Source organism: Pseudarthrobacter sp. YAF2 (assembly GCF_052113345.1).
In the GTDB taxonomy this organism is placed as follows: domain Bacteria; phylum Actinomycetota; class Actinomycetes; order Actinomycetales; family Micrococcaceae; genus Arthrobacter.
The window spans coordinates 113,859-134,036 of the sequence record NZ_JBFRDA010000010.1; the positions used below are offsets into that span (position 1 = coordinate 113,859).

Annotated in this window: 20 protein-coding genes; 17 read left to right on the plus strand and 3 right to left on the minus strand. The window is 66.5% G+C overall.

Annotated features, from left to right (window positions below):
- The first annotated feature begins 100 nt into the window (after window positions 1-100).
- From AB4Y79_RS12315 to AB4Y79_RS12330, 4 genes are all read left to right on the plus strand, one after another.
- Window positions 101-2,989, plus strand: coding sequence for a DNA translocase FtsK (locus tag AB4Y79_RS12315; protein WP_441862060.1), 2,889 nt, complete (start codon window positions 101-103; stop codon window positions 2,987-2,989).
- 45 nt (window positions 2,990-3,034) lie between these two features.
- Window positions 3,035-3,673 carry a CDP-diacylglycerol--glycerol-3-phosphate 3-phosphatidyltransferase gene (gene pgsA / locus AB4Y79_RS12320; RefSeq protein ID WP_441862062.1) on the plus strand — a complete coding sequence of 213 codons (639 nt, stop codon included), beginning with the start codon at window positions 3,035-3,037 and terminating at the stop codon, window positions 3,671-3,673.
- Complete coding sequence (locus AB4Y79_RS12325; RefSeq protein ID WP_441862064.1) at window positions 3,670-4,149, plus strand: CinA family protein; 480 nt, start codon at window positions 3,670-3,672, stop codon at window positions 4,147-4,149. The genes pgsA and AB4Y79_RS12325 overlap by 4 nt, the downstream gene beginning before the upstream one ends.
- A 165-nt stretch (window positions 4,150-4,314) precedes the next feature.
- Window positions 4,315-4,767, plus strand: a complete 453-nt coding sequence (locus tag AB4Y79_RS12330) for a helix-turn-helix domain-containing protein (RefSeq protein WP_018763632.1) — start codon at window positions 4,315-4,317, stop codon at window positions 4,765-4,767.
- 78 nt (window positions 4,768-4,845) lie between these two features.
- Here the strand turns inward: AB4Y79_RS12330 and AB4Y79_RS12335 are convergent, their stop codons facing one another.
- Window positions 4,846-5,376: a MarR family winged helix-turn-helix transcriptional regulator gene (locus tag AB4Y79_RS12335; protein ID WP_441862067.1), complete on the minus strand. Its 531-nt coding sequence runs from the start codon at window positions 5,374-5,376 to the stop codon at window positions 4,846-4,848.
- Window positions 5,377-5,417: 41 nt separating this feature from the next.
- On the opposite strand from AB4Y79_RS12335, the gene AB4Y79_RS12340 reads away from it, so the two are divergent.
- From AB4Y79_RS12340 to dapF, 6 genes are all read left to right on the plus strand, one after another.
- On the plus strand, window positions 5,418-5,642 hold the full coding sequence (locus AB4Y79_RS12340) for a DUF3046 domain-containing protein (protein ID WP_441862069.1): 225 nt from the start codon (window positions 5,418-5,420) through the stop codon (window positions 5,640-5,642).
- A 243-nt stretch (window positions 5,643-5,885) separates the two neighbouring features.
- Window positions 5,886-6,941: a recombinase RecA gene (recA, locus tag AB4Y79_RS12345; RefSeq protein ID WP_026265110.1), complete on the plus strand. Its 1,056-nt coding sequence runs from the start codon at window positions 5,886-5,888 to the stop codon at window positions 6,939-6,941.
- A gap of 159 nt (window positions 6,942-7,100) precedes the next feature.
- Window positions 7,101-7,601 carry a regulatory protein RecX gene (locus AB4Y79_RS12350; protein WP_441862178.1) on the plus strand — a complete coding sequence of 167 codons (501 nt, stop codon included), beginning with the start codon at window positions 7,101-7,103 and terminating at the stop codon, window positions 7,599-7,601.
- 3 nt (window positions 7,602-7,604) lie between these two features.
- Window positions 7,605-9,161 carry a tRNA (N6-isopentenyl adenosine(37)-C2)-methylthiotransferase MiaB gene (gene miaB / locus AB4Y79_RS12355; protein ID WP_441862071.1) on the plus strand — a complete coding sequence of 519 codons (1,557 nt, stop codon included), beginning with the start codon at window positions 7,605-7,607 and terminating at the stop codon, window positions 9,159-9,161.
- A gap of 3 nt (window positions 9,162-9,164) precedes the next feature.
- Window positions 9,165-10,061, plus strand: coding sequence for a tRNA (adenosine(37)-N6)-dimethylallyltransferase MiaA (miaA, locus tag AB4Y79_RS12360; RefSeq protein WP_441862073.1), 897 nt, complete (start codon window positions 9,165-9,167; stop codon window positions 10,059-10,061).
- A 44-nt stretch (window positions 10,062-10,105) separates the two neighbouring features.
- Entirely contained in the window at window positions 10,106-11,050 is a 945-nt protein-coding gene (gene dapF, locus AB4Y79_RS12365; protein ID WP_441862075.1) for a diaminopimelate epimerase, read from the plus strand.
- Here the strand turns inward: dapF and AB4Y79_RS12370 are convergent.
- Entirely contained in the window at window positions 11,022-11,645 is a 624-nt protein-coding gene (locus tag AB4Y79_RS12370) for a class I SAM-dependent methyltransferase (RefSeq protein WP_441862077.1), read from the minus strand. The genes dapF and AB4Y79_RS12370 overlap by 29 nt on opposite strands.
- Before the next feature lie 441 nt (window positions 11,646-12,086).
- On the opposite strand from AB4Y79_RS12370, the gene hflX reads away from it, so the two are divergent.
- Window positions 12,087-13,667, plus strand: a complete 1,581-nt coding sequence (gene hflX, locus AB4Y79_RS12375) for a GTPase HflX (protein WP_441862079.1) — start codon at window positions 12,087-12,089, stop codon at window positions 13,665-13,667.
- On the plus strand, window positions 13,660-15,720 hold the full coding sequence (locus tag AB4Y79_RS12380) for an ATP-dependent DNA helicase (RefSeq protein WP_441862082.1): 2,061 nt from the start codon (window positions 13,660-13,662) through the stop codon (window positions 15,718-15,720). Before hflX ends, AB4Y79_RS12380 begins: the two co-directional genes overlap by 8 nt.
- Window positions 15,721-15,752: 32 nt before the next feature.
- On the opposite strand, the gene lexA is transcribed toward AB4Y79_RS12380, so the two are convergent.
- On the minus strand, window positions 15,753-16,481 hold the full coding sequence (gene lexA, locus AB4Y79_RS12385; RefSeq protein ID WP_441862084.1) for a transcriptional repressor LexA: 729 nt from the start codon (window positions 16,479-16,481) through the stop codon (window positions 15,753-15,755).
- A gap of 414 nt (window positions 16,482-16,895) precedes the next feature.
- Here lexA and AB4Y79_RS12390 point away from each other — a divergent pair, with 414 nt between their 5' ends.
- The 5 genes from AB4Y79_RS12390 (at window position 16,896) to AB4Y79_RS12410 (ending at window position 20,172) form a co-directional block, all read left to right on the plus strand.
- Window positions 16,896-17,252 carry a LysM peptidoglycan-binding domain-containing protein gene (locus AB4Y79_RS12390; protein ID WP_441862181.1) on the plus strand — a complete coding sequence of 119 codons (357 nt, stop codon included), beginning with the start codon at window positions 16,896-16,898 and terminating at the stop codon, window positions 17,250-17,252.
- Window positions 17,253-17,436: 184 nt separating this feature from the next.
- Window positions 17,437-18,555, plus strand: coding sequence for a histidinol-phosphate transaminase (locus tag AB4Y79_RS12395; protein ID WP_441862087.1), 1,119 nt, complete (start codon window positions 17,437-17,439; stop codon window positions 18,553-18,555).
- Between the two features lie 61 nt (window positions 18,556-18,616).
- The gene (gene hisB / locus AB4Y79_RS12400; RefSeq protein WP_141160952.1) at window positions 18,617-19,243 is read left to right on the plus strand and encodes an imidazoleglycerol-phosphate dehydratase HisB; all 627 of its coding nucleotides are present in this window, start codon (window positions 18,617-18,619) and stop codon (window positions 19,241-19,243) included.
- Complete coding sequence (gene hisH, locus AB4Y79_RS12405; RefSeq protein ID WP_441862090.1) at window positions 19,240-20,013, plus strand: imidazole glycerol phosphate synthase subunit HisH; 774 nt, start codon at window positions 19,240-19,242, stop codon at window positions 20,011-20,013. The genes hisB and hisH overlap by 4 nt, the downstream gene beginning before the upstream one ends.
- On the plus strand, window positions 20,014-20,172 hold the full coding sequence (locus AB4Y79_RS12410; protein WP_018763616.1) for a hypothetical protein: 159 nt from the start codon (window positions 20,014-20,016) through the stop codon (window positions 20,170-20,172). It abuts the gene before it with no gap.
- Window positions 20,173-20,178 lie beyond the last annotated feature (6 nt).

A 20,178-nucleotide genomic window follows, 5' to 3' on the forward strand; every position in this document is an offset into this window, starting at 1 on the left:
CTTTTCGCGCGCCCGGCCGGGTGTGTCCGGGCATCCCGCAGGGCGCCCGGCGGCCCCGATATCCCCGGAATCACGGCATGCTTCCGGTAGCGTGGCTACTATGGCCACACGTACTACTTCCGCGCCCAAAGGTACCGGCAGGGGCAGCTCCGGCAGCAAAGCCGGAAGCTCCACAGGCCGCGGAACCGGCTCCACCGCCAGCAAGACGGGCCGCGGCGGCTCCTCCAGCACCGCACGCACCCGCCAGCTTCCCGCCGTCGAACACCACCAGCCCTGGCTGCTGCGCGTGGTGGGCGGGGCGTGGCTCGGAATCGGGCACCTGGTGGGCGGGGGAGTGCGCAGGATAGGCCATGACGTCAGCGACCTGCCTGCGGAAGAACGCCGCGACGGTGCCGCGCTGTTCAACCTGGCCCTCGGCGTCTTCATTGCCACTTTCGCCTGGTGGGGCCTGACGGGCTGGTTCCCGGACGCCGTCTACGCCGTGGTCAACGGCACCTTCGGCTGGCTCTCCCTGCTGCTCCCGCTCATGCTCTTTGTCTGCGCGTTCCGGCTGTTCAGGCGCCCCTCGGACGGCCGCGGCAACAACCGGGTGGGCATCGGCTTCCTCATCATGACCTTCGCCGGGTGCGGGCTGGCGCACATCCTCGGCGGACAGCCCACCGTCGCCGATGGTTTCGACGGCCTCCGCAAAGCCGGCGGCATGCTCGGATTCCTGGCCGCCACCCCGTTGGCAGCCATCCATCCAGCCGTGCCGGTGGCGCTGTACGGGCTGCTGGCCTTCGTTTCGCTGCTGATCATCACGGCCACCCCCTTCACAGCCATCCCGCGGCGGCTCCGCGGCGCCTACGAACACCTCATGGGCATCGACTTGATGGACCAGGAACCCGGCGACGCGCACGACCGCAGTTACCTCGAACGCCCGGCACCCGCAGCGCCCAAGAAGAGGAAGCGCAAGCTGTTCGGCAAGGACCACGAGTCAGACGCCGGCCTGGAGGGCTACGTGGGCGACGAAGCCTTCGAGCATGCCGTCATCGACGACGACGAGCCGGAGCCTGCCCGGCCCGCGCCGGGAGTACGACGGCCCACCCAGGCGGAGATCGCCGTCGAGAAGATCAAGGCGGCCCAGGGACTGGGAACCAGTGCGGCGCCCCCCGCAGAGAACGCCACGGAGGCAATCCCGCTGGTCATCCCCGCCGCTGCGGCGCACGGTGCTGCCGGCTCCGCCGCCCCCACCGTGCCCGCCAACCCGGTGGCGCCGGCCCCGCCACCTGTTCCCATCCCGCAGCGGACCGAGCAACTCTCCCTCGCCGGGGACGTGACTTATACGCTTCCTGCCTCGGACTACCTGACCCCCGGGTCCATCCCGAAGGAACGCACCGAAGCCAACGACGCCGTCGTCGCCGCCCTGACCGACACCCTGACGCAGTTCAACGTCGACGCCACCGTCACCGGCTTCAGCCGTGGCCCCACCGTGACGCGGTACGAAATCGAGCTGGCGCCCGGAACCAAGGTGGAACGCGTCACGGCGTTGTCCAAGAACATTTCCTATGCCGTGGCCTCCAGCGACGTCCGCATCCTCAGCCCTATTCCGGGCAAATCGGCCATCGGCATCGAGATCCCCAACACCGACCGCGAAACGGTTTCCCTGGGCGATGTGCTGCGCAGCCAGAATGCCCGGCGCACGGACCACCCGATGGTCATGGGCGTGGGCAAGGACGTCGAGGGCGGCTACGTGGTGGCCAACCTCGCCAAGATGCCGCACCTCCTGGTGGCCGGTGCCACCGGTGCCGGTAAGTCATCCTTCGTGAACTCGATGATCACCTCCATCCTGATGCGTGCCACCCCTGACGAAGTCCGCATGGTCATGGTGGACCCCAAGCGCGTTGAACTGACAGCCTATGAGGGCGTCCCGCACCTCATCACGCCGATCATCACCAACCCCAAGAAGGCTGCCGAGGCACTGCAGTGGGTAGTGCGCGAGATGGACGCGCGCTACGACGACCTTGCCAACTACGGCTTTAAGCACATTGACGACTTCAACAAAGCGGTACGGGCCGGCAAGGTGATCCCGCCCGAGGGGTCCAAGCGCGTCATCCGGCCCTACCCGTACCTGCTGGTTATCGTGGACGAGCTCGCGGACCTCATGATGGTGGCACCCCGTGACGTCGAAGACTCGATCGTGCGGATCACCCAGCTTGCCCGTGCCGCCGGCATCCACCTGGTGCTGGCCACCCAGCGTCCATCCGTGGACGTTGTCACCGGCCTTATCAAGGCCAACGTGCCCTCCCGCATGGCCTTCGCCACGTCCTCCGTCACCGACTCCCGCGTGGTCCTGGACCAGCCGGGCGCCGAAAAGCTCATTGGCCAGGGTGACGCGCTCTTCCTGCCCATGGGCGCCTCCAAGGCCATGCGCGTCCAGGGCGCCTGGGTCACCGAGTCCGAGATCCACAAAGTGGTGGAACACGTCAAGGGCCAGCTAAAGGCCGTGTACCGGGATGACGTCGCCCCAGAGGCGGAAAAGAAACAGATCGACGACGACATCGGGGACGACCTCGAGGTGCTGCTGCAGGCCACCGAACTTGTGGTCACCACGCAGTTTGGCTCCACCTCGATGCTGCAGCGCAAGCTCCGCGTCGGGTTCGCCAAGGCAGGCCGGCTCATGGACCTGCTCGAGTCGCGCGGCGTGGTGGGCCCGTCCGAGGGCTCCAAGGCCCGCGACGTGCTGGTGAAGCCGGATGACCTCGCCGCCGTCCTCGCCGCCATGAAGGGCCAGGAGGCCCCTGCGGCGCCTGACTCACAGACCGCCGCGCTCAGCGATAATGCCAACGCCAACATCGCCCAAGGTGGTTACGCCGAGGACCTGGTGGCCGCCGACCTGGACAAGCGCAAGCAGAACGTCGAATATTACGACGGCTCCGATTCCGCGCCCGGCGGGTATGGCGATGACGACGACGGCTCCGAGGACGCCTGGTCGCTCACCGGACGGTAGGGCCCGGGCGGCGTTGCGGCAGCCCCGGGAAGGTAGCCTAGGAACGTGACTAGCACCGATGCCACCGCCGCCGGCCCGCGCCGTGCCGGGGTCTGGAACCTTCCCAATGTCCTGACCATGATCCGCATCGCGCTGGTCCCGTTCTTCGTCTGGTTCCTCGTGGCGGACGCCCCCGGCCTGCACAGCGAGGCCGGGCCGTGGCGCTGGGCCGCGGTGGCGGTGTTCGCCGTCGCCATCTACACGGACAAACTCGACGGCGACATCGCCAGGAGCCGGAACCTGGTCACGGACTTCGGCAAGATCGCCGACCCCATCGCCGACAAACTGCTCACCGGATCCGCCCTGGTCATGTTGTCCCTGCTGGGTGAACTGCCGTGGTGGGCAACGCTGGTGATCCTGGTCCGGGAATGGGGAATCACGGCCCTGCGATTCTTCGTCATCCGCTATGGAGTCATTCCCGCCTCCCGCGGCGGCAAACTCAAGACAGTGGTGCAGACTGCGGCGATCTTCCTTTATCTCCTGCCTTTTGGTGCCTTCGCGCCTTGGCTGGTGTGGGTCGCGTTCGCCGTCATGATGGCCGCGGTGGCCATCACAGTGTGGACCGGCGTGGAATATGTCATCGAGTCCCTGCGCCTTCGCGCAAAGGGCCGGCAGGCGGGAACGGCGAAAGGGCAGAAACCGTGAGCAACCTCCACCATCTGGCCGGACAGGCCGTGCGGCAGGCGCTTGAGGCGGGACTGACCGTTGCCACCGCAGAGTCCTTAACCGCAGGCATGGTCTCCGCTGTGCTTGCCGATACCCCCGGGGCCTCCGGCATGCTCCAGGGCGGCGTCGTGGCCTACCAGAACTCGGTCAAGGAAGGGGTGCTGCGTGTCCCCGCCGGGCTCCTGGCGCGTGCCGGCTCCGTTGATCCGGACGTCGCCCGGGCCATGGCAGCAGGAGCCCGCGACGTCCTCGGCGGCCATATCGGGATATCCACCACCGGCGTGGCCGGTCCGGAGGCGCACGACGGCAAACCGGTAGGGCGGGTTTATGTGGGAATCGCCACAGCGGCCGGGACAGCGGCGTTTGAATATTCCTTCGCCGGCAGCAGGCCTGACATCCGTGCCCAGGCGTGTGCTGCAGCCCTTGAAAGGCTCCTCGAGGCACTCTCCGCCTGAGGCTTGCCCGCCCAAGTTACCGCACGTAAAGTTGCCGGGAACAAAAGCCGGTACCGATTAGTTATTACATTGTGTCGCTTCCGGAGAGCGGAGGCGCCTAGGATGAAACGACCAGACGGTCCGCCTTTCGGGGGACCTGACCAATGAGGGAGCAAGGCGATACAGATGGTAAAGCAGCCCGTATCCGTAAACGGCGTTGTCCGCTGGAAGGATGTGGGCCTCGCCGAACAGGCTAAGAGCGAACAGAAGGAGCGCAAGATGGTGGTACTTCGTCACGAAATTGGTGATGTGCTGCGCGACGTCCGCCAGCGTCAGGGGCGTACGCTCCGTGAAGTTTCGCACAGCGCCCGTGTTTCCCTGGGATATCTCAGCGAAGTGGAGCGCGGCCAGAAGGAAGCCTCGTCAGAGCTCCTGTCCTCGATTTGCTCGGCGCTGGACGTTCCGCTGTCCAGCATGCTTCGGGAGGTCAGCGACCGGGTGGCGGTAGCCGAGGGCGTTGCAGTTCCGGACACCGTACCGCAGGAATTCTCCCAGCGTTACGGCCGTGACTTGGAACGCGACCTCAACGCTGAACTGAACGACGAACTCTCCACAGGCCTTCTCTCCGGCGCCCGTTAAGGGTAGCCCCCACCATTTGGTGGGCCGTGGAACAAGGAAGCCCCCGGCACTGCCGGGGGCTTCCTTGTGTCCAGGCGCTTAGTTCTCCCGTGCAGGAGATGGGCCCGGTGCTTCTTTGGGAAACCCGTCAGGCTCGTAGGTGGAGTTCAGCTTGGCCATGTAGCGGGCAAGCTCCTGCAGGTCCTGCACCGGCCATTCCCGGAGCCGTTCCTGGAAGACCTGGCGCCGGGCGTCCTGGACCTGGTGCATCTTTTCCTCCCCCTTGGGGGTGAGCCGAATGGACTGCGCCCGCCGGTCCAGCGGATCGGCTTCCTTCGAAACCAGTCCCAGGCCTTCAAGGAACGCGATCTGGCGGCTGACGGAGGGCTTGCCCACCCCGATGTTCATTGCCAGTTCGGTCAGCCGGATGGGCCCCTCCCGGCGGATCACCGTCAGCAGCCCGTACGCGGCAGGCTCCATGTCCGGGTGCACCTGCCGGGAGAGCTGGTTCGAGATGGCCCGGGCCCGCCGCCAAAAAAGACTGATCTGGTGCTCGACGTTCTGCAGGGCTGTGTCGGCGGCAGCCTTAACTGCGTCATCTGGTGGCGTGCCATCGGGGGAGTTGCTCATGGCAACAATTCTAGGGTCCCCAATCATGAGAGGATTTACCGATGCGAATCAGCGACTACTGGCGGCTCATGGATGATGAGTTCGGTGCGGGCTACTCCCGAGTGCTGAGCAGTACCCTGGTCCTTGCCGGGGTTGGCAGCCGCACCGCCGACCAGGCATTGGCTGCCGGGGTGGAGCCGCGCAAGGTCTGGCTTGCAGTCTGCGACCTCCAGGACGTGCCGGCGGAGCGCCGCCTCGGCCGGGACATAGCCCCCCGCCGCGACTGACTCTTCCGCGGGGCGGACCCTTCCGCCGGCTTCGCGGGGACCGTCCCGAGGATCCCTTGCCTGACACGCCGCGACACCTTCCTCTTCGAATACCTGTTCGGATAACGCTATGCTTTTTCTATTGGGTTTATCCACATAGCCGATGTCCTGAGGCCGGAATGTCAGTGGGTCCCCTTAGCGTCAGAGATGACCAACAAGACGGCCGCAGAGGCCACCATCGAGAAAGCATTAGAGGTGTCAACCATGGCGGCAGCCCCGGATCGTGCAAAAGCGCTGGAAGCAGCACTTGCCCAGATTGACAAGCAGTTCGGCAAGGGCTCGGTGATGCGCCTGGGCGACGAAGTCCGTGCCCCCATCGAAGTCATTCCCACCGGGTCCATCGCACTGGACGTCGCACTCGGCATTGGCGGGTTGCCCCGTGGTCGTGTGGTGGAGATCTACGGGCCGGAATCATCCGGTAAGACCACCGTGGCACTGCACGCGGTGGCAAACGCCCAGCGGCTGGGCGGCATCGCGGCGTTCATCGACGCCGAGCACGCCCTGGATCCGGACTACGCCGCGAAGCTCGGCGTGGACACCGATGCCCTCCTGGTCTCCCAGCCGGATACCGGTGAGCAGGCCCTGGAAATCATGGACATGCTGGTGGGTTCCGGCTCGCTGGACATCGTCGTCATCGACTCCGTCGCCGCACTGGTTCCGCGGGCTGAAATCGAGGGTGACATGGGAGACAGCCACGTCGGCCTCCAGGCACGGCTCATGAGCCAGGCACTGCGTAAAATCACCGGCCGCCTGAGCCAGACCAAGACCACCGCCATCTTCATCAACCAGCTTCGTGAAAAAATCGGTGTGTTCTTCGGTTCCCCCGAAACCACCACCGGTGGTAAGGCGCTGAAGTTCTACGCATCGGTCCGCATCGACGTACGGCGCATCCAGACCCTGAAGGAAGGCGCTGACTCGGTCGGCAACCGGACCAAGGCCAAGATCGTCAAGAACAAGATGGCCCCGCCCTTCAAGGTTGCCGAGTTCGACATCATCTACGGCCAGGGCATCTCCCGCGAAGGCGGAATCATCGACATGGGCGTCGAGCACGGCATCATCAAGAAGTCCGGCTCCTGGTTTACGTACGACGGCGACCAGCTGGGCCAGGGTATGGAGAACTCGCGCCGGTTCCTCCGCGACAACCCCGAGCTCGCCGCCGAACTGGAGCGCCTCATCAAGGAGAAGCTCGGCGTGGGCGTGAAGCCGGCTGAAGACGAGTCCAAGGACACGCCGAAGCTGAAAGCCGTCGACGGGTTCTAGCCCTTGACCTGGTCTCCCGAGGCACATCCTCCTGAAGCTCGGTCACCCAAAGCCGGTTCCCGGCGGCGCCGCTCCACCAACACTGTCCCCGGGGCAGCGGAGCGGGCCGTCGTCCCCGGCGACCCCCAGACCGAGGATGCCGAGCCGGATCCCGCCAGCGTGGCCACGGCCATCGTCTATCGACAACTGACAGCCTCGCCCAAGAGCAGGCTGCAACTTGCCCGGAAACTGGCCGAACGGAACATCCCGGAACACGTCGCCGAGGCGGTGCTGGACAAATTCCAGGAAGTCCGCCTGATTGATGACGCCGAATTCGCCGACATGTGGGTCAGGAGCCGCTCCCAGTCCCGCAAGCTCGCCAAGGGTGCCCTCCGCCGCGAGCTGTCGGAGAAGGGCATCGACACCGAAACCGCAGCTGCGGCATTGGAGCAATTGACGGACGCCGACGAAGAAGCAGCCGCCAGGACCCTGGTGGAGCGCAAGCTTCGCCCCGGATCAAACCTGTCGGAACCGGCGGAACGGGACAAAGCAGTCCGCCGGCTGGCGTCCATGCTGGCCCGAAAGGGCTACCAGCCCGCCCAAGCGTTCCGGATCGTCAATGAGGTGCTCAGTTCCATCCAGGATTCCGACGGTGGCCCGCCCCAGAGCCGGTACCCTTAACGGGTGAGCTTGACCATTCCTTCCCCCCATTCCGGTGCTACCCCTTCCGTCGAACCCGGGACGGGGCCGCAGCACGAAACCCTGCCGCGGACCTACCAGGTGCGGACCTTCGGTTGCCAGATGAACGTCCACGACTCGGAGCGGATGGCGGGACTCCTTGAGGACGCCGGCTACGTTCCCGCGGAAGGCGAGCATGCCGACGTCGTGGTGTTCAACACCTGCGCTGTGCGGGAGAACGCGGACAACAAGCTGTACGGCAACCTCGGTATCCTGGCTCCGGTCAAGGCGGCGAACCCCGGGATGCAGATCGCCGTGGGCGGTTGCCTGGCCCAGAAGGACCGGGAAACCATCCTCAAGAAGGCGCCGTGGGTTGATGCCGTCTTCGGCACCCACAACGTTGGTGCGCTCCCGGCCCTGCTCGACCGGGCCCGGCACAACAACGAGGCACAGCTGGAGATCCTGGAGTCCCTGGACGTGTTTCCGTCCACGCTCCCCACCAAGCGCGACTCCGTGTACTCCGGCTGGGTGTCCATCTCCGTTGGCTGCAACAACACCTGCACGTTCTGCATCGTGCCTGCGTTGCGGGGCAAGGAAAAGGACCGCCGCCCGGGCGACATCCTCGCTGAAATCCAGGCCCTCGTGGACGACGGCGCCATCGAAGTCACGCTGCTCGGCCAGAACGTCAACTCCTATGGGGTGGAATTCGGTGACCGCCAGGCCTTCTCCAAGCTCCTCCGCGCCTGTGGCGATATCGAAGGACTCGAACGGGTCCGTTTTACCAGCCCCCACCCGGCGGCGTTTACCGACGACGTCATCGAGGCCATGGCCGAAACAGCCAATGTCATGCCCCAGCTGCACATGCCGCTGCAGTCGGGCTCCGACAGCATCCTGAAGGCCATGAAGCGGTCCTACCGGTCCACCAAGTTCCTCGGCATCCTGGACAAGGTCCGTGACAAGATTCCGGACGCCGCCATCTCCACCGACATCATCGTTGGCTTCCCCGGCGAGACCGAAGCGGACTTCCAGGCCACGCTCGACGTCGTCGAGAAGTCGCGCTTTGCCACCGCCTTCACCTTCCAGTACTCCAAGCGGCCCGGGACCCCTGCCGCGGACCTGCCGGACCAACTGCCCAAGGCAGTGGTCCAGGAAAGGTTCGAACGGCTCACCGCGCTGCAGGACCGGATCGCTGCCGAGGAAAACCGGAAGCAGCTCGGCCGCCGCCTGGAAATCATGGTCACAGCCCAGTCGGGCCGCAAGTCGGAGGAAACGCACAGGCTCTCCGGCCGGTCCCGGGACCAGAGGCTGGTGCATTTCTCGGTTCCGGAAGGCGCACTGGCCCCCAGGCCTGGTGACCTCGTAACCGTCACCATCACCGAAGCCGCTGCCTTCCACCTGGTGGCGGACCCCACGCCTCAGGACTACAGCCTGCGCAGGTCGCGCGCCGGTGACGCCTGGGACCGGTCACAGGCCGACTCCTGCGGAGCCCCGGTGCCCGGAAGCGGAGCGGGCCCAAAGGGTGTCTCCCTGGGCATGCCCTCGCTGCCGCTGCGCACGCGCTGACCGGTGGTTGCCCCACCCGTCATCGCCGTCGTCGGTCCCACCGGCTCCGGCAAGTCCGATCTTGCCGTCAACCTTGCCCTGGAACTGGACGGCGAGGTCATCAATGCAGATGCCATGCAGTTCTACCGAGGCATGGACATCGGCACCGCAAAGATCTCCGTTGCCGAGCGCAGGGGCATACCGCACCACCTCCTGGACATCATGGATGTCACCCAGGAGGCGAGTGTCTCCGACTTCCAGGAGCAGGCCCGGGGCGTGATTGCGGACATCCACGCCCGCGGCAAGAGGGCCATACTGGCCGGCGGCTCGGGGCTGTATGTACGGGCTGCACTGGACGTGCTGGAGTTCCCCGGCACGGACCCCTCGTTGCGCTCACGGCTTGAGGCGGAACACGCCGAACGTGGCACAGCGGAACTCCTGGCCAGGCTCCGGGCTGTGGATCCGGTGTCCGCGGAGCGGCTCTCCGACGCCCGGCGGATCATCCGCGCCCTGGAGGTCCATGAACTCACCGGACGGCCTTTCAGCTCCTTCATGCCCCGCCGGGAGTACCACCAGCCGGCCGTCCAGGTGGGCCTCAGCGTGGACCGTGACGTCCTGCGGGAGCGCCTGGCAGCCCGGGTGCACCGGATGGTCGACGCCGGCCTGCTGGCAGAAGTCAGGAGGCTCGACGCCCAGGGCCTGCGGAGCGGGAAGACAGCTTCCCGCGCCCTTGGCTATGCGCAATTCCTGCGGGTCGTCGACGGCGACTCAACGGTGGCGGACGCCGCGGAGGAAACCATCGTGGGCACCCGGCAGTTTGCCCGCCGCCAGCTCACGTGGTTCCGCGCCGACCCCCGCATCACGTGGCTGGACTGGCAGGATCCGGAACTTGCCGGCAAGGCTGCGCGGCTCTGCAGGTAACCGCGGTTTCGGTGGCAGAGGCATCCCCCGCTACGCTTGGGACCATGAATGCTACCCCCGCCGAAACGTCCGGATCCGCCCTTCGTGCCATGGGCGGCCTCCACTTTTCCAAGGGGCACGGCACGGGCAACGACTTCGTCCTGGTGGCCGATCCTGAGGGTACCCACAGCTTTGACGCCCACCAGGCTGCGGCCCTGTGCGACCGGCATCAGGGAATCGGCGCCGACGGCCTGATCCGGGCCGTACCCTCCCGCTTCCTGCCCGAAGGCCGCGAACTGCTCGTGGATACCCCCGGCGCGGAATGGTTCATGGACTACCGCAACGCGGACGGTTCGCTCTCCGAAATGTGCGGGAACGGTGTCCGGGTCTTCGTCCACTTCCTGCGCACCGAGGGACTGATCGACCTGCCCGACGGCAGTTCACTGGCCATTGGCACGCGCGGCGGGGTTAAGACCGTGGTCCGGACCGGAAACGACTACGCGGTGGACATGGGGCCCTGGGAGTTCATTTTCCCCGGCGAAGCCAGTGCCAAGGCCATGGATTCCCTGGTCGCTGCCGACGGGTTGGAAGTTCCCCGCCCGGCCTTGTCCGTGAGCATGGGCAACCCGCACACCGTGGTGGCCCTCGCCGAGCTCGCCGAACTTGCCGGCACCCGTCTTTTCACCGCGCCGAAAGTCGACCCCGTCCCGGCCAACGGAACCAACGTGGAATTCGTGGTTCCGGCGGAGCCCCTCGTGCACGACGGCGTCGGATCGGTAACCATGCGGGTGCATGAGCGCGGGGTGGGGGAGACACAGTCCTGCGGCACGGGCGCCTGCGCGGCCGCCGTCGCCATCCGGCATTGGGCCGGCGCAGAAGCTCCGGACGTATGGCGCGTCCACGTTCCCGGCGGGGTTGTCGGAGTCAAGTTCTTCGCCGGACCAGGCGGCCACGAGCATGTCGAGCTCAGCGGCCCCGCAGTCATCGTGGCAAGCGGGACGCTTTCCTGACCTTCAGGATCCGGAAGGACTTTGAGGTCGATTCACGCGTTACGGTGAACGAACTGTCCAGCTCGGCGGCCAGCCAGCGCTGCAGTGAGTCCGAGCCCAGGTTCTTTTGCACCACCAGCCATGCCGTCCCGCCCTCAGCCAGGCGCGGAAGCCACAGCTTCAGCAGGGCATGCAGTTCTTCCTTGCCGATCCTGATGGGCGGGTTCGACCAAATAGTGTCGAAACGCACGTCGGCATCCACGGCCTCAGGCGTGCTGGCGACGACGTTGGAAAGGCCCAGCGCCTCGGCATTCTCATTGGTCAGGGTGATGCAACGTTCGTTGACATCCACCGCGTAGACACTTGACTGGGGCGCCAGCAGAGCCATGGTGAGGGCTACCGGTCCCCAGCCGCAGCCGATGTCCAGCAGGTTTCCGTGGGGGTGCGGGGCAGGCACCTCCGCCAGGAGTACCGCCGTGCCCTTGTCGATGCCGTCCGGGCTGAAAATGCCGGCGGAGGTCTGGAGCCTGCGCGTCTCACCGGCCAATTCCACGGTGAGGGGCTTGCGGGTAAACGGCCCGGCGGGGGACGTGCTGAAATAGTGAGCGGACTCCATAACTGGCCAGAGTAGTTCCCCCTGCAGCGTAATGGGAAACTGTGCGCATACCCCTCTGTTAGGCTTGTGGGCATGTTCCTGATCTTCGAGTAGCCGGTGCGGGCCCCGCCCGTGCCCGCACGCTGCCCATCAGAGGCAGCCAGTCCCACAGCGACGCAGGTTTCCATTCCCTTCCGCTTGTGCACCGGACCTGACCCTTCCGTCCAGGTCCGGCCGCCGGACAATATTCGAACGTCAGCCTTCCGCTGCGCTTCCCGCCATTCTCCGGCCTCCGCCAGTACAGCCGCCCAGTCCCACGCGGCTTCCCGGCCCCGGCAACGCAGCCGGCGGCCCCACCACCAGGAGGACTGCATGACCGCAGGCCGTCAGCCCAGCGCGAATACTTCCCACCTTCCAGCCAATCGGCACTATTCTGGAAATGCCGAATCTTCAAAGGAGACCATGACCAGCCAGCCAAATACCGGGTCCGATCCAGCCGCCCAGGACATGAGTCCCGAGGAAATCCAGGCTGTCATCGACCGGATCCTCGCCAAGGACGTACCGGCCCGGAATGTCAGCACACCCCGCGGCGAAGGCAGCGGCAACGGAAAAGCGGTGCTGGGCAAGGCCCAGGCCATTTCCCGCCTTGACGAAGAACATTCAACGTACGACGGCGACCAGCAGGACCTCGAGGAACGCCGGGCCCTGCGCCGCAGGGCAGGATTGTCCACCGAGCTCGAAGACGTCACCGAAGTCGAATACCGCCAGCTCCGCCTGGAACGCGTGGTCCTGGCCGGGCTCTGGTCCGACGGAACGCTCGCCGACGCCGAAAACTCGCTTCGTGAGCTTGCTGCCCTCGCCGAGACAGCCGGCTCGGAGGTTCTCGACGGGCTGGTGCAGCGGAGGGCCAAGCCGGACCCCGGAACGTTCCTGGGCTCGGGCAAGGCGCTCGAACTGAAGGACATCGTCATGTCCACCGGTGCGGACACCGTGGTGGTGGACGCCGAGCTTGCACCCTCGCAGCGTCGTGGCCTTGAAGACATCGTCAAGGTCAAGGTGATCGACCGTACGGCCCTGATCCTGGACATCTTCGCCCAGCACGCAAAGAGCCGCGAGGGCAAGGCCCAGGTAGAGCTGGCGCAGCTGGAATACCTGCTTCCCCGCCTGCGCGGCTGGGGCGAGTCAATGTCCCGCCAGGCGGGTGGCCAGGTGGGTGGCGCAGCTGCCGGCATGGGCTCGCGCGGCCCCGGTGAAACCAAGATCGAACTGGACCGCCGGCGGATCCGGACCCGCATGGCCAAGCTGCGGCGTGAGATCGCCGCGATGAAGCCTGCGCGCGAGACCAAGCGGGCCAACCGGCGTCGTAATGAGGTACCGTCGGTGGCCATCGCGGGGTACACCAACGCCGGGAAGTCATCCCTGCTCAACCGGCTCACCGACGCCGGCGTCCTGGTGGAGAACGCCTTGTTCGCCACCCTGGATCCCACCGTCCGCAAGGCGGAAACCGCTGACGGCCTGGGCTACACCCTGGCCGACACCGTGGGGTTCGTCCGCTCGCTGCCCACCCAACTGGTGGAGGCCTTCCGCTCCACGCTTGAAGAGGTGGCCGACTCGGACCTGATCCTGCACGTGGTGGACGCCTCGCACCCGGATCCCGAGGGCCAGATCGCCGCAGTCCGGAAGGTCTTCAGCGAAGTTGACGCCCGCAAGGTGCCCGAGATCATAGTGCTGAACAAGGCCGATGCCGCTGATCCCTTTGTGATTGAGCGGCTGAAACAGCGCGAACCACGCCACGTGGTGGTCTCTGCCAGGACCGGGGAGGGCATTGCCGAGCTGCTGAAGGCCATCAGCGACGCCATCCCAAGGCCCGGCGTCAAGCTTGAACTGCTCATCCCGTACGACCGGGGCGACCTGCTCAGCAAGCTGCACGAATCCGACGCCGAAATCATCAACCTCGAGCACGTTGAGGAAGGTACCAAGGCTGTGGTGATGGTCCGGGAGGGCCTGGCAGCCGAGCTGGAACCATTCACCCTCAATGACTGACCTCGCGGCCGGGGAAGCCGCACCGACGGCCGGCGAGCAGTTCGTTATTGAACTGCTCGACCGCGCCGTCGCCGGCATGGGCGGACAAAGCCGCACCGGACAACACGAGATGGCCCGCCAGGTTGCCCGGGCCATCAGTACGGGCAACCATCTGTTGGTCCAGGCCGGCACCGGCACCGGCAAGTCATTGGCCTACCTGGTACCGCTCATTGCCCATGCCCTGGAGAGCAACAAGCCCGCACTGGTGTCCACGGCCACGCTTGCGCTGCAAACCCAGATCGTGGGCAGGGACCTGCCCCGACTCCTGAAAAACATCACCCCTGCCCTGGACCGGCCCGTCAAAGTGGCTTTGGTCAAGGGGCGGTCCAACTACGTCTGCCGCCACAAGATGGAGGGCGGGTTCCCCTCCGAGGAGCCTTCCGAGGGCCAGCTGTTCTCCCTGGGCGAGGACACCAGTGTTCCGCACTTCGCCGCCTCCGTGGGCGGCCCGGCCTCCCAGCTTGGCAAGGAAGTGGTGCGGCTCCGGGAGTGGGCCGAAAAGACGGCCACCGGCGACCGTGACGAACTCCTGCCCGGCGTGACCGACCGTGCGTGGCGGCAGGTTTCGGTGACATCCATGGAATGCCTGGGGGCCCAGAAATGTCCCATGGCCGCAGAGTGCTTCAGTGAACTGGCCCGGCAGGACGCGGCCGAGGCAGACGTCGTGGTGACCAACCACGCCATGCTGGCCGTCAGCGCCTTCGAAGGGCTCGCCGTCCTGCCCGAGTACGACGTCGTGGTAGTGGACGAGGCGCATGAACTCCAGGACCGCGTCACCGGGGCCGTGTCCGGGCAGCTGTCCGTAGCCATGGTGCACGCTGCCGCATCAGGTGCCCGCAAACACACCGCCATCACCGTTGACGCCCTGAACGCAGCAGCCGCCAACCTTGAGCTGGCCCTTGCCGGGGCGCCGAACGGCTTGCTGCCCAATGGGCTGAACGATGAACAGCTGGACTGCGTGGACCAGCTGCGCGAGGCTTGCCGCGCGGCGCTGTCCGATTCCAAGGGGGACAGCAACACCACGGCCGACGGCGGGAGGCAGCTCGCCCGGTCCCGGCTCATGCTCATCCTGGAGCTGTGCGAACGGCTGCTGGCGGCCCGGGAGAACCGCGAAGTGGTCTGGTTCTCGCGCGCCAGCACCTTCGATCCCGGCCAAGGCTACTCCCAGCCTGACGAGAATGCGCCGGTCCTGGTCAACATCGCGCCGCTCTCCGTTGCCCGGAGGCTGAGGGAAGGTCTTTTTGCCGGCCACACCGTCGTGCTGACCTCGGCCACCCTGGCCATCGGGTCCGCGTTCGAACCGGCAGCTGGAGGACTGGGACTGACAGGCGACGGAGCTCCCAGCTGGACCGGCGTGGACGTCGGCTCACCCTTCGATTACCCCAAACAGGGCATCCTCTACGTGGCGGGCCACTTGCCCAAACCCGGCCGTGGCGTATCCCCGGAAGCTCTTGAGGAGCTCGAGGCGCTCATCAAAGCATCCGGTGGCGGTGCCCTGTGCCTCTTTTCCTCGCGGCGCGCTGCGGAGGAGGCCGCCGACGCCCTGCGGCCCAAGCTCGGTGTGACCGTGCTCTGCCAGGGCGAGTCAACCATGACCGCCCTGGTCAAGCAGTTCGCCGACGAACCGGACACCTGCCTCTTCGGGACCATGTCCCTGTGGCAGGGAGTAGACGTTCCGGGTGGATCCTGCCGACTCGTGGTGATCGACCGCATTCCGTTCCCCAGGCCGGACGATCCCCTCATGACAGCACGGTCGCGGGCCGTTGCGCAGGCCGGCGGAAACGGCTTCATGTCCGTTTCGGCCACCCACGCGGCCATCCGGCTGGCCCAGGGCGCCGGCCGGCTCATCCGGTCAACCGGCGACAAAGGCGTAGTGGCGGTGCTGGACTCGCGGCTGGCAACCGAGCGTTACGCCGGGTTCCTGCGGGGCGCGCTGCCGCCGTTCTGGTCCACGACGGACCGCAGCAAGGCACTGGCGGCACTCATCAGGCTCGGCGCGGAGGCCTCAGGATAGAGGCCTGCCGCGGCCGGAGGTGACAGGCGGTGTCAGAGGGACCGCAGCACCGAGACCACTTTGCCCATGATGGTGGCGTGGTCACCGAGGATGGGTTCGTATTGGGTGTTCTGCGGGAGCAACCAGGTGTGGCCGTCACGCTGGCGGAAGGTCTTGACGGTGGCTTCGTCATCAAGCAGGGCAGCGACGATGTCCCCGTTGACGGCATCCGCCTGGCGGCGCACCACCACCCAGTCTCCGTCGCAGATAGCGGCGTCCACCATGGAGTCCCCGGCCACCTTGAGCATGAACAGCTCACCCTGGCCCACAAGTTGGCGGGGGAGCGGCATGACATCTTCAACGAGTTGCTCGGCGAGGATGGGACCGCCGGCGGCAATCCGGCCAACCAGCGGAACCATGGCGGTGTCCAGCGCGGTGGGCAGTTCCGTCACGGGGCCGCCGGGCGTCTGGGGCGCTGACGCGGCGATGGCCTTCCCTGCGCCGCCATCAAGGGTGAGTGGCATGAGCACCTCCATGGCCCGCGGCCGCTTCGGGTCGCGCCGGAGGTAGCCCAGCTTCTCCAGCTGGGACAGCTGATGGGTCACGCTGGACAGGCTGGCCAAGCCCACCGTATCGCCGATCTCGCGCATCGAGGGCGGGTAGCCGTTGTCATTGACGGACCGCTGGATGGTCTCCAGGATCTTCTTCTGCCGTGGGGTAAGCCCCTTGGAAGTCTTCTTCGGTTGCGGGGCCGTCCTGCCCCCGGCGGCTGCTGCTGCCATGTTCGCCAATGCCTTTCGCTTGCCGCCGGATCTTCCGCTCCGCGCCGTCCCCGGCGCCGAGTGAAGGGTTGCCGCTGTCATTGTCAGACCCTGCTGTTCAACTTCAGTGGTGGTTGTTCTTGGTTTCCAAGCTAGGCCAGCCACAATGCTTTTTCAAACATTTGTTCTAGCGAGTCTCGACATTGTTCGTTGATAGGTGCTAAAACTTAGGTAGCAAAGTTCGAATATGTGTTCTAACCAGTGCGTGGCTTGTTCGAAGACCTGGCCGGAAGAGTAGGCATTCCGGCAGGACGGAGCAGGGCGGCGCGGGGACGGACACCCGGGCAGCACGGCAGGTCCAGGAGGGCTCAGTTCATGTCAGCTTTAACTCTTTCCCACGTTTCGCGGCCGCAGTTCTTCAGCGGGGAACACCACATGTCCGGCAGCCGGCGGACCAGCGCCGGCCGGGCGCCGTCCCCGGCGCCACTGCGGCTTACCCGGCGGGGCCGGATCGTCCTGGTGGGAGTGCCGCTCATTCTCCTCGCGGTGCTGCTGCTCTCGTTGGCGGGACTCTTCCACTCCCCGGCCAAGGCTTCCGACTCCGCCGCAGACCTGGCCGTGACGCCCACGGTGACGGTAACCGTCCAGCCCGGCCAGTCCCTGTGGTCCATCGCCGGTGCCGTGGCTCCGGACCGCGATGCACGCGACGTCGTGGCGGACATTGTCCAGCTCAACAACCTGTCCGCCGGTGCCGTGCTGCCGGGGCAGCAACTTTTCGTCCCCAGCCACTGACCCGACGCTGAGTGGTCGCCGCAACGTGGCCGAGGCCCTGCCCTGCCCTACCTTGCCCTGCCCTGCCCTGCCACCGACGCCGGACCCCTCGGAGGCTTCCTTCAGCTCCTCGTGCGGGCCGCGCCGGAAGCCTGCCACAGGTGTCACATTTTCCGGTAGTTGCCACGGCAACTAAACTGGTCAGGTGAACGACCAGCTAGAACGCCTGAACCGGCTACCCCTCCGCAGCAACCTTCGCGGGCTGACGCCCTACGGGGCACCCCAACTGGACGTCCCCATTCTGTTGAACGTCAACGAGAACACACATGGCGTACCCGCGGACGTACGCGCCGCCATCAGCGCCGCCGTGACGGAGGCCGCCGCAGGCCTCAACCGCTACCCGGACCGGGAGTTCACCGATCTCCGCAAGGCCCTGGCGGAATACCTTGGCCATGGCCTCGACGAAACCAACCTGTGGGCCGCCAACGGCTCCAACGAGGTCCTGCAGCAGATCCTCCAGGCTTTCGGCGGCCCTGGCCGCACCGCGCTGGGCTTCCCCCCCACGTACTCCATGTACCCCCTGCTGGCGAGCGGCACCGACACCGAATACATCACCGGTGTCCGGGCGGAAGGCTATGACCTCAGCGCAGAATCCGCTGCCCGCCAGGTCAGGGAACTGCAGCCGAACATTGTGTTCCTCTGCTCACCGAACAATCCCACCGGCACCGGGCTGGGACTGGACGTCGTGGAGGCTGTCTACGAGGCCGGTACCGCAAGCCAGACCATCGTCATTGTGGATGAGGCCTACCACGAGTTCGCCCACGACGGCACTCCCAGCGCACTGACCCTGCTGGCGGGCAGGGAGCGGCTGATCGTATCCCGCACCATGAGCAAGGCGTTCGCCCTCGCTGGTGCCCGGCTCGGTTACATGGCCGCGGCCCCGGAGGTCACCGATGCCCTGCGCCTGGTGCGCCTGCCCTACCACCTGTCCGCCATCACGCAGGCCACGGCGCTGGCAGCCCTGGAACACCGGGAAGCGCTGATGGCCGATGTGCGGGACATCAAGCGGCAGCGCGACCGCATTGTGGCGGAGTTGACCAGGATGGGGCTGAAGCCGGCCGCATCCGACTCCAACTATGTGTTCTTCGGCGGCCTGGACAACCCCCACCAGGTCTGGCAGGAACTGCTGGATGCGGGCGTGCTGATCCGCGACGTGGGAATTCCCGGCCACCTGCGGGTCACGGCCGGCACTGAGGCCGAGACCACAGCCTTCCTCACGTCCCTGGAACGCATTCTTGCCGGCCGCGCCGCGCTTCCCGCCTAGACTTGATACTGCGGCGCTGGACGCCCTGAACTACTCCTTCTCCCACTAAGGATCCTTCACCATGAGTTCAACCGGATCGAACACGGCTGCGGCCCGGACCGCCCGCATGGAGCGCGCCACCAGCGAGTCCTCCGTCCTCGTGGAGATCAACCTCGACGGAACGGGCGTGTCCGATATCGACACCTCGGTGCCGTTCTACGACCACATGCTGACCGCACTGTGCAAGCACTCGCTGATCGACATGACTGTCAAGGCCACCGGCGACACCCACATCGACGTCCACCACACCGTGGAGGACGTCGCCATCACGTTTGGCGAAGTCCTGCGGACCGCCTTGGGGAACAAGGCCGGGATCCGCAGGTTCGGCGAGGCCACCGTGCCGCTGGACGAGGCCCTCGCCAACGCGGTGGTGGACGTGTCCGGCCGCCCCTACCTGGTCCACGGCGGCGAGCCCGCAGGCCAGGAGTACCACCTGATCGGGGGCCACTTCACCGGCTCCCTGACCCGCCACGTCTTTGAAGCCATCACGCTGCACGCCGGCATTTGCCTGCACATGAACGTCCTGGCCGGCCGGGACCCGCACCACATCGTGGAGGCGCAGTTCAAGGCCTTCGCACGCGCCCTTCGCGCCGCCGTCGAACCCGATCCCCGCGTCGAGGGCATCCCGTCCACCAAGGGTGCGCTGTGAGCGGCCAGGTCCTCAAGGACGGCGCAATCATCGATCCCACCGCGTCGCAGAAGCTCCCGTCGCCCGAGGGGAAGCCCACAGTGACGGTACTCGACTACGGGTCCGGGAACGTCCGCTCCGCCGTACGCGCCCTGGAGCGCGCGGGGGCGGAGGTTATCCTCAGCGCCAAACCGGAAGACGTGCTCAACGCCGACGGCCTGGTGGTGCCCGGCGTCGGCGCATTCGAAACCGTGATGCGCGAACTCAAGGCCGTGGACGGCATCCGGCTCATCGGCAGGCGGGTGGCGGGCGGCCGCCCCGTGCTGGGCATCTGCGTGGGTTTGCAGGTCCTCTTCGAAGCCGGCGTGGAACACGGCACCGAAGCCGAAGGCATCGGTGAATGGCCCGGCAAGGTGGAGGCACTGCGCGCCGAGGTTGTTCCGCACATGGGCTGGAATACCGTCAAGGTGCCTGAAGGCTCCAAGCTGTTCGCCGGCGTCGAAAACGAACGGTTCTACTTCGTGCACTCCTACGGGGTGCAGGAGTGGAACTTCGACGTGATCCAGCCGCGGATGGCGCCCCCCCTGGTCACCTGGTCCGAGCACGGCGGCCCGTTCATCGCCGCGGTCGAGAACGGCCCGCTCTGCGCAACCCAGTTCCACCCCGAAAAGTCCGGTGACGCCGGCGCCCGGCTCCTGCGCAACTGGGTGGAAAACCTCCGCAAGCCCGGCGCCTCCGAGGCCGAAACCGGCCACGGCGCCGCCCAGGCCGAAGCCGGCAGCGGCGCCTAGATGTGGTCCGTACTCCTGATGGGCCTCGCCGGCATCCTGATTGGCGGCGGCATCTCGTTCCGGCAGCAGCACAAGCCGCTGTGGACCCAGGTATCGTTCTACGTCCTGGCCGCCATGTCGCTGCTGGCCGCCTACCTGCTCACGCTGCCCGCCAGCTGACCCGCC

Excerpts from the sequence above, each read along its gene's own strand:
- AB4Y79_RS12315 (WP_441862060.1), top strand. The coding sequence starts at position 101 with ATGGCCACACGTACTACTTCCGCGCCCAAAGGTACCGGCAGGGGCAGC.
- AB4Y79_RS12330 (WP_018763632.1), top strand. The coding sequence starts at position 4,315 with ATGGTAAAGCAGCCCGTATCCGTAAACGGCGTTGTCCGCTGGAAGGAT.
- AB4Y79_RS12335 (WP_441862067.1), bottom strand. The coding sequence starts at position 5,376 with ATGAGCAACTCCCCCGATGGCACGCCACCAGATGACGCAGTTAAGGCT.
- AB4Y79_RS12340 (WP_441862069.1), top strand. The coding sequence starts at position 5,418 with ATGCGAATCAGCGACTACTGGCGGCTCATGGATGATGAGTTCGGTGCG.
- recA (WP_026265110.1), top strand. The coding sequence starts at position 5,886 with ATGGCGGCAGCCCCGGATCGTGCAAAAGCGCTGGAAGCAGCACTTGCC.
- dapF (WP_441862075.1), top strand. The coding sequence starts at position 10,106 with ATGAATGCTACCCCCGCCGAAACGTCCGGATCCGCCCTTCGTGCCATG.
- AB4Y79_RS12370 (WP_441862077.1), bottom strand. The coding sequence starts at position 11,645 with ATGGAGTCCGCTCACTATTTCAGCACGTCCCCCGCCGGGCCGTTTACC.
- hflX (WP_441862079.1), top strand. The coding sequence starts at position 12,087 with ATGACCAGCCAGCCAAATACCGGGTCCGATCCAGCCGCCCAGGACATG.
- AB4Y79_RS12380 (WP_441862082.1), top strand. The coding sequence starts at position 13,660 with ATGACTGACCTCGCGGCCGGGGAAGCCGCACCGACGGCCGGCGAGCAG.
- lexA (WP_441862084.1), bottom strand. The coding sequence starts at position 16,481 with ATGGCAGCAGCAGCCGCCGGGGGCAGGACGGCCCCGCAACCGAAGAAG.
- AB4Y79_RS12390 (WP_441862181.1), top strand. The coding sequence starts at position 16,896 with ATGTCCGGCAGCCGGCGGACCAGCGCCGGCCGGGCGCCGTCCCCGGCG.
- hisB (WP_141160952.1), top strand. The coding sequence starts at position 18,617 with ATGAGTTCAACCGGATCGAACACGGCTGCGGCCCGGACCGCCCGCATG.
- AB4Y79_RS12410 (WP_018763616.1), top strand. The coding sequence starts at position 20,014 with ATGTGGTCCGTACTCCTGATGGGCCTCGCCGGCATCCTGATTGGCGGC.